Here is a 6507-nt window from a genome sequence, read left to right as displayed (position 1 = left end):
AAGAATATAAAAATATTTTTAAATATACTGGCAGGGCCTCTACTGATTTTGTTGAACTTATAGGGAATGGAGTAACTTATATAAACATGGGAATCATGGGCCTAATTTGCATAATTTATGTATTAGTTTCTAAGGGAACTTTTAATGGTCCTGTGATAGCTGGTATTTTAACTGTAGTAGGTTTTGCTGCATATGGGAAACACCCAAAAAATGTAATTCCAATATTAATTGGAATAATATTAGCATCTAGTATAAGTATTTGGGATATGTCTTCAACCTTAGTGATTATTGCTGGGTTATTTGGTACAACTTTAGCCCCTGTGGCAGGTAAGTTTGGTTGGATAGCTGGTATAATTACAGGTTCATTACATTTATCTATGGTAATGAATATAGGAGTAATACATGGTGGAATAAATCTTTATAATAATGGATTTGCTGGAGGGATAGTAGCGGGAATTGTAGTTCCAGTTATAAAAGTATTTAAAGAAGAATATTAGGTGTTCAAACTAAAAGGTTTTTTATAATTTTTTATAGATGATATTATGAAATAATATTAACAAGAAATAAATAAGTATTTTTGATATACTATTAAGTAAGTAGAACACACTAACTAATTAAAGTGTTAATACTCAAGATAAAGGAGATGAAAAAATGAGTGATTATATACCAACCAGAGAAGAAGCCTTTGAATTATTAAAGGAGTACAACAAAAATGAAAGCTTAATTAAACATGCTTTGGCAGTAGAAGGGGTTATGGTACACTTTGCAGAACTATTTGGTGAAGAAGATAAAGAAAAATGGGCTGTAATAGGTCTTATGCATGATTTGGACTATGAAATGTATCCAGAACAACACTGTATCAAGACGGAAGAAATACTAAAAGAAAGAAACTGGCCAGAGGAATATATAAGGACCATTATAAGTCATGGATGGGGAATATGTACGGATGTGGAACCTGTAGAAACTATTGACAAGGTTTTATATACTATCGATGAACTAACAGGTTTAATAGCTGCAACTGCTTTAGTAAGACCAAGTAAAAGTGTTTTAGATATGAAACCTAAATCAGTGAAAAAGAAATGGAAGCAAAGTAGCTTTGCAGCTGGAGTAGACAGAACTATAATTGAAAAAGGAGCAGAAATGTTAGATATGGATTTAAATACAGTAATATCTGAAACTATTAAAGGAATGCAAAAGGTGGCAGAGGAAATTGGATTAAAAGGGAATATATAAGTTTTACCTTAGAGTCGCAAGTATTAAAAGCGGCTCTTTTATATTGGAGTAAATAAAAGCATAAGACACATTTATAATAATTAGATGTTTATCTAATTATTATATTGACATATTAAATATTGCATCATATAATATAAACAACAAATAATTTGGGGGTTATATTATGGATGTGAAACTTATTAAACAAAAGGATTTCTCTTTATTGATATTAGGGAAATTGGTATCTTTACTTGGAAGTAATATGCAACAGTTTGCTTTATCTTTATACGTTCTTGAATTGACTGGGTCTGCAACCATATTTGCATCAATTCTATCAATATCAATTCTTCCTAGGCTTTTATTATCACCCGTTGCAGGTGTTTTTGGAGATTGGTTTGATAGAAAAAAGACTATTGTATTATTGGATTTATTAAACTTTATAATAATTGGCATATATGCAGCAATTTTCAGTATAAATGGAAGTATTACAATTCCTATGATATATGTACTGGTAATTCTATTGGAAATAACTGAAATATTCTTTGGTTCAGCTATGTCAGCTGTAATTCCTAGTATAGTGAATAAAGATGATTTATTAGATGCAAATTCATTTAACTCCTTAGTTATGAATATAGGGCAGTTACTAGCTCCATTACTTGGTGCTATCATATATGGAAGCTTTGGTTTAAAACTAGTTATGATAATCAATTCCATCAGCTTTTTATTATCAGCTATTAGTGAAATGTTTATAAATGTTCCTAAAAAACATAAGAAGCCTGAAAGTATAAGTATAAAAGCTTTTAAAACTGATTTAAAGGAAGGGATAAATATAATTAGAAGTAATAAATTTATATCTACTATGATATCTTTAGGGACCATTATTAACTTTGTTGTAGCACCAATTTTTTCTGTAGGATTAATATTTATTATCAAAGAAGTATTAAATGCAACGGATTTTCAGTTTGGAGTATTCCAAATGGTTCTGTCTGCTTCTATGATCGCTGCCCCAATATTTGCTTCAGGTTATATAAAAAAGATAAAGGTAGGGAAATTATGTTACTTTAGCTTTATTTCAATTGCATTATCTATATTAATTATGGCCATAATTCCATCTAGGAATATATTAGGTAGGTTCAACTCTAATTTAATACCATATATTCTTTTATCGATAATCTCATTTATGGTGGGGGTATTTGCCACAATAGCTAATATCTCTATGGGTACTATATTCAACCAGGTAACTCCTATAGAGTTGATGGGTAGAACATCTACTGTATTCAATTTAGCAGTTACTGTATTTATTCCTATAGGACAAATGCTTTTCGGATATCTTTATGATATAATATCACCAAGTTATGTAATAGCAATAAGCGGACTAATATTAATTGTTGCAGTTAAAAGATATAAAACTGCTTTAACAGAATTAGATGAAGAGGAAGATGGGATAAGGGGAGATGTGATAAATGAAATTTAAGTTTTACCCGAGAGAAAGTAGAATTTATGATTTTTTACAATTTCCAAGACTACTATATTCAAAAGAGGAATTTGAGAAAAAGAAAGAAGATGTAAATTATCAAAATATACTTATAGAAGATTATCTAAGTTTTGTTAGCAAAATAGAAGATAGATTAAAACCTTTTGCAGATGAAATAGGGAAATTTTATGTAAATCAGTATTTAAGTGATTACGATTTCATAGATTTAATATCTAGAACTACAGGAATAATGGGATTTCAAAATGAAAAAGATTATTTAGATATGTTGTTATCTTTAGATGAATATGATATTAGGAAAAGCATTGTTCACTCTATTATGCTAATAAACGATGAATATCCAGATGATTTACATGAAACCATGAAAAAAGCAAATGAAATATGTTTAAACTATGAAGATATTATTAGTTTCATTAAAGAACTACCTATTGAAGCAGGAGCAAAATGGAATTTTTTTCTAATTGTAGAAGAGCCTTTAAAACATATGAAGATATATGTGAATTTGATGAAAAAGTTATTACCTATATTTAACGAAATATATACTCCCTATGAAAAAAAGGTAAAAGATTATGGAGAATATTTAGTTGAATTTTTGAATAATAATGGTGCTAAAGGATTAGAAGAGATAACTTATTCAATTGTAAATATAAATATATTTGATGAAAAGGAGATAAATATATTTATTTCTATAATATTTTCCTATGCCCTTTCCATTATTACTGCAAAAACTAATTATATTGCATGGGGATTAAGGATGGAAGAAGCTTTTAAAAAAATGAAGGAGATAAACGAAAATAAAACCCTTGAAAGGGTGCAGATATTTAAAAATCTTGGAGATAAAACTAGATATGAAGTGTTGAAATTAATTGCAGCAGGAGAAACATCAACTAAGGTAATCGCCAAAACTTTAGGAGTATCTAGTGCTACTATATCTTATCACCTTAATAATCTTCTTACTTCTAAAGTGATAAAGATGGATAAGAGTAATAACAAATTTGGGTATGCAGTTGACTATGAACTATTAAAAAATACAATAGAGGGATTTAAAAAGGATTTAAATTTCACCAAATAATAATTTTTGGAGGTGTTAATATGGTAAAAAAAATTAGAATTGCCAATCTACCAACAAATATAGAAAAATTAGATAGGTTAAGTAATGAACTAGGGAAGAATATATATATTAAAAGGGATGATCAAACGGGTACTGAAGTTTCAGGTAACAAGATAAGAAAATTAGAGTTTTCTGTAGGAGAAGCATTGGATAATAATTGTGATTATTTAATTACATGTGGTGGAATTCAATCAAATCATGCTAGAGCTACAGCAGCTGTGGCAGCTAAATTAGGTTTTGGTTCTTATCTTGTATTACGAGGAGATGAAAAAGAGGAAGTAGAAGGAAATCTATTTTTAGATAAAATGCTAGGTGCAAAAATAAAATTTATAACTGCAGAAGAATATAAAAATAATAGAGAAGAAATTATGAAAGAAATAAAAAAGTCATTAGAAAAGGAAGGCCATAAAGGATATATAATCCCAGAAGGAGCGTCTAATGGTATTGGTTCCTTAGGATATGTAAATACAATGGATGAGATTTTAGAACAGGAAAAAGAGATAGGGATTAAATTTGATGCAATAATTGTTACAGTTGGTTCTGGTGGAACCTATGCAGGTATTTATTACGGTAACCATATTAAAGAAAATTCAGCTACTATTTATGGATTTAATATCTGCGATACTAAAGAACATTTTCAAAATGTAGTTATAAACTTATTAGATGAAATAACAAGCTATACTAATGAGAAAATTGATATAAATAAAGAACAAATAGATATAATAGATGGATATTCAGGTTTAGGATATGCTCTTAGCCAATCTGAAGAAATTGAATTTATTCACAACTTTGCTAAATTGGAAGGAATAATTTTAGACCCAGTATATACTGGAAAAGCTATGTATGGATTGGTGAATGAGATAAAAAAAGGGAAATTTGACAAACATAAAAACATATTATTTATCCATACTGGAGGATTATTTGGATGGAATAAAGAGCAAAGAGGATTGCTTAAAATCTAAAATTAGAACAATAAGGAGAATTTATTATGTTTAAATTAGATCCTATCAAAAAAATGGATGAGGAAGAAAGATTAAAATATATGAACATGTTGTTAAAATCCCAATTAAGTTCTGAAAAAGATAATTTAGCTAATTTGTCCAATGCTACTGGGATTATTATGGCATGTATTGACAGATTAAATTGGGCAGGATTTTATATATTAAGAGGAAAAGAATTGGTATTAGGACCTTTTCAAGGTCTTCCTGCATGTAACAGAATAGAAATAGGAAAAGGTGTATGTGGTACAGCGGTTAAAACAAGAGAAGTTCAATTAGTTCCAGATGTTAATCTATTTCCTGGTCATATAGCCTGTGACTCTGCCTCTAATTCAGAGCTAGTTATTCCTATCATTAAGAGTGGCAGAGTATATGGAGTTTTAGATTTGGACAGTCCAGAAAAAGAAAGATTTACAGAATTAGAGAAGAAATATTTTATTAAATTTGTGGAGATTTTAAATGAATATGTTGATTGGAGGGCAGACACATAGGTCTGCCCCTACGCATATTGCGATATATTATGTGTGGTATGTTTTGCTCTACGCATATTGTAATATATGCTATATGGTATGCCTGCCTTACCCATATCGGGATATATGCTATATGGTATATCTGTCCTATCCACATCGGGATATATGCTATATGGTATATCTGTCCTATCCATATCAGGTAGGGGTGGACCTATGTGTCCACCCGAATTAGGATTATTTACTAATAATTACTCAATTTTACTTACCTCAACAATCTCTTGTATAACATGGTACTCATCATGAAAAATTGGACTATCCAAATATTCCATTTCTCCCTCTTGATTATCATAAGGATCTTGTCGTAAAAATTTCTTTTCTGGATAAAAACTATAATGAAATTCAGAATTAGCAACCATCCTGAAAGGATCTAAATTTCCAAAATAGAAATTCCATCTTTTTTCATTACCTCTTCTTAGCGCACCACCACCAAAAGATGGATCTGCAAACAGCCAACCATAAGGCTCTATATAGAATTCTGCCCAATCATGGCAGCCTATATAGTTAGGATTAACTACTAATCCAGATTGCCATCTTGCTGGAATTCCAACTATTCTACAAAGAGTAATAAAAAGCATAGCCTGGATTCCACAATCTCCTTTTAAATTATAAGCAGCATATTCAGGTATATTGGTTATGGCGGCATATTGTCTTACATAAGAGTATTGGACATTTTGCGTTATGTAATCATAAATTTTTCTAGCTTTGATTAAGGGGTTAGTTTCTTCTTCAACTATGTCTTTGGCTAGCTCAACTAAGAATGGTGTAAATCTAATATGAGGCAAATATTCTTCTGTATAAAAAGTAGGTTGATTTCTAGAAACTATATCTGGAGTTAAGTGATTGTATAAAATATGACTTTCATAAGAATACTCAACGATAAACTCATCATTTCCTTTTGTCATCTCCTCAAAATAGATAGTTCTCTGAGGGTGGTTTGCATGGGAAATAGCTTTAGGTTTGAAAGAAGTATTTAGTATATTAATATTTTTAATTTGTTGAGCATTTTGAGGTATAGGCAGATGGACTCTTATAATTTCACCTTTTCTAACATACTTTTCTATTAATTTTAAACCAGTTTTAATATGAATATAATATCTTATCTCTCCTCTTTCTATAATCTCATCTATAGTTTCGTCCAATATGTTAGAATCCTCTTTTTCAGGG

General features: G+C 29.7%; 7 protein-coding genes. 6 read left to right on the top strand and 1 reads right to left on the bottom strand.

From position 1 onward, the window contains the following. The 6 genes from VK998_RS12400 to VK998_RS12375 form a co-directional block, all read left to right on the top strand. The coding region (locus tag VK998_RS12400) for a DUF1576 domain-containing protein (protein ID WP_325228824.1) at positions 1-497 on the top strand (497 nt) is incomplete at its 5' end. 154 nt (positions 498-651) lie between these two features. After that, positions 652-1233 carry an HDIG domain-containing metalloprotein gene (locus VK998_RS12395; RefSeq protein ID WP_325228822.1) on the top strand — a complete coding sequence of 194 codons (582 nt, stop codon included), beginning with the start codon at positions 652-654 and terminating at the stop codon, positions 1231-1233. Between the two features lie 163 nt (positions 1234-1396). Then, positions 1397-2686 (top strand): MFS transporter, encoded by a 1290-nt coding sequence (locus VK998_RS12390; RefSeq protein WP_325228820.1) that lies wholly within the window; start codon positions 1397-1399, stop codon positions 2684-2686. After that, positions 2676-3776, top strand: coding sequence for an ArsR/SmtB family transcription factor (locus VK998_RS12385; RefSeq protein ID WP_325228818.1), 1101 nt, complete (start codon positions 2676-2678; stop codon positions 3774-3776). Before VK998_RS12390 ends, VK998_RS12385 begins: the two co-directional genes overlap by 11 nt. A gap of 20 nt (positions 3777-3796) precedes the next feature. Further along, a complete protein-coding gene (locus VK998_RS12380) occupies positions 3797-4777 on the top strand; it encodes a D-cysteine desulfhydrase family protein (protein WP_325228816.1) in 981 nt (326 codons plus the stop codon). A gap of 26 nt (positions 4778-4803) precedes the next feature. Further along, positions 4804-5304 (top strand): GAF domain-containing protein, encoded by a 501-nt coding sequence (locus VK998_RS12375; RefSeq protein WP_325228814.1) that lies wholly within the window; start codon positions 4804-4806, stop codon positions 5302-5304. Between the two features lie 227 nt (positions 5305-5531). Here the strand turns inward: VK998_RS12375 and VK998_RS12370 are convergent. Further along, positions 5532-6507: transglutaminase-like domain-containing protein (locus tag VK998_RS12370; protein WP_325228811.1), on the bottom strand; the 976-nt coding region annotated here is incomplete at its 5' end.

The sequence above is a fragment of the Schnuerera sp. genome (assembly GCF_035459645.1).
Lineage (GTDB): Bacteria > Bacillota > Clostridia > Tissierellales > Tepidimicrobiaceae > Schnuerera.
The sequence above is the reverse complement of the archived record's forward strand: the minus strand, read 5'-3'. Positions and strand labels throughout refer to the sequence as shown.